Source organism: Paenilisteria portnoyi (genome assembly GCF_014322795.1).
GTDB classification, from domain to species: Bacteria; Bacillota; Bacilli; order Lactobacillales; family Listeriaceae; genus Listeria_A; species Listeria_A portnoyi.
Map to the genome: position 1 here is coordinate 1 of NZ_JAASTT010000035.1, position 2,259 is coordinate 2,259.

The 2,259-nt window shown below is 38.3% G+C and carries 2 protein-coding genes and 1 pseudogene; all 3 read left to right on the forward strand.

Features of this window, described 5'->3' with window-relative positions:
- The coding region (locus HCJ66_RS15715; RefSeq protein ID WP_246438758.1) for an ADP-ribosyltransferase at positions 1-842 on the forward strand (842 nt) is incomplete at its 5' end.
- A 10-nt stretch (positions 843-852) separates the two neighbouring features.
- Positions 853-1,884, forward strand: a complete 1,032-nt coding sequence (locus HCJ66_RS15720) for an ADP-ribosylglycohydrolase family protein (protein ID WP_187133995.1) — start codon at positions 853-855, stop codon at positions 1,882-1,884.
- A gap of 130 nt (positions 1,885-2,014) precedes the next feature.
- Positions 2,015-2,259 (forward strand): annotated as a pseudogene (locus HCJ66_RS15725) (hypothetical protein); the annotation flags it as partial.

Here is a 2,259-nt window from a genome sequence, read left to right on the forward strand (position 1 = left end):
CGATGGGAAAACAAGCATTGCGTGAGAGTGCAGAGCGGATTCGGAATGTGCCGCGGGTTATAAGTGATGTGGCGAGTTCCGTGAAGCATACGGCACAAGAAGGCTTGACCACCGTGAAGAAAAGGACGGCGAGTTTCGGGGATAATATGCGGAATTTGAATTTTGGTGGCGAGCGTTTGGTTGCGGATGGGTTTGGAGATATTGGTATTGGCTCTGTAAGGAATGCGGATGAGGCGGTACTTACCTCTAAAAATATTGAATCTATAAAAGGTGCTATAACAAGTGTAGATGATGCACATCGATGGGGAGACACCCATTTTTCAGAGTGGCTTGATTCATTATCAAGTGCTGAAAAAAGTGCAATTCAACAGTATACGGGTTCTGATTATAGGAAGATTAATTCCTATCTCAGAGGGATAAGTGATTCTTTGGATGATATTGAACCTAGTGTTATTGATAATATTAAGTCGGGACTTGGCAAATCTAGTGTTCCACATGATGTACAAGTATACCGTGGCACAGATATGCGACCTTTTGAGGATATAATTGAAATTGGAAAAGATGGTAGTTTCAACTATGACTCTTTAATTGGGAAAACTATTAAGGATGATGGCTTCGTTAGTACTGCAATTGTTCAAGAATCCTCCTTTGATTTTTTTGATGTTGCTTGGGAGATTAATGTCCCTAAAGGCGCTGAAGGGGCCTACATTGGGAATATAAGTAACGTACCAAGTGAAGCCGAGTTGCTCTTGAATGCTGGGCAAGAGATGTTAATAAAGAGTGTTGATGTGGGCATCGATGGCAAGATAAATATTGTCTTTGATTTGATTTCAAAAAAATAGGAGGGGTAAAATGAGAAGCAGACAGTTGAAAGAACGATGGGAAGACGACAATGAAATGTTCTTAAAGTTAAATGTAAAAAAAAGGTTGATTCCGACTTTATTTGGAGGGATTATTGGAGATGTGATAGGAGTGCCAGTGGAATTTAAAGAAAGGGATACCTTTTTTATCGATGATATGGTTGGTTATGGAACATATAATCAGCCTCTTGGAACTTGGTCAGATGACACTTCTTTGACACTATGCTTAATAAAAAATATTTTAGAAAATGGTACAACAAAAGATTTAATGGATAAATTTGATGCATACTATGAATCAGGCTACTGTACTCCATTTGGTCAAATGTTTGATATTGGAAGAACAACTATGGATTCAATTGTAAGATATAAAGGAGGAAGTGCCCCGGCTCATTGTGGTGGTCGTTCTGAAATGGATAATGGTAACGGGGCTATTATGAGAATAGCCCCTCTAGTTTTTCTGATGCACAATGAATTTGATTTTTTAAAGAAAGTAAAAGTTATTAAAGAGTATACAGAAATTACACATGCCCATCCTCGTGCTGTTGTTGGTTCAGTTATTTATATAGAGTTATTGCTAAGGCTATATCATAATAGAACATTGCGGGACGCATTAAAAGATATTTATGAGCTTTTTCATGAAAATTTTGATGCTAATCATGAATATATTCAAGAGCTCTCACATTTCACAAGAATCTTTAGTGATGATTTTCTAGCCACAGAACGGTCTGAAATACTTTCTGATGGGTATTTGGTCCATTCTATCGAAGCTGCAATATGGAGTTTTGGTAATTCTGATTCGTTTAGGGATGCAGTTATACTAGCGGTGAATCTTGGAGCAGATACAGATACTATCGCTGCGATAACGGGCTCATTAGCGGGAATGTACTATAAGATGAAAGATATACCAGAAGATTGGTTAAATAATGTTGTTTTGAAAGAAGAATTAGAAACAACTATTAATGAATTTTATCTATATTGTTCGGATAAAGCTGTAAAGGATACTTATGGTGATTGGAAGAAGTGAGGAATGGAATGGTAACCCATTTTCGAACAAAATTTATAAGCTCTTAACTAAACCGAAGCTTAGAATGAAGACGAATATTGAATAACTAAAGTGTTAGAGGCTTCTCTAGCACTTTTTTTGATATTTATGGAGTGAGTACGGGGTTTCGCTTGTGTTCGTGCAGGACGTAATGCAGAGTCTGCCGGAGCATGTGAAAACGGTTATCGATATTCGGGATGCGAAGAATGGGAATGTGCTGTTGGAGCAAGGCGAGCTTGTGAATCGTGGCTTTACGCTGGATCATTTCCCTGCTGATTTTGATAAAGAGAGTGTGAGTCGTGCGTTGGCGCCGCTTAATCACTTGCAGAATCTGAAAAATTCGATTCCGGAATCGGT

Coding starts and splice junctions, on each gene's coding strand:
- HCJ66_RS15720 (WP_187133995.1), top strand. CDS start 853: ATGAGAAGCAGACAGTTGAAAGAACGATGGGAAGACGACAATGAAATG.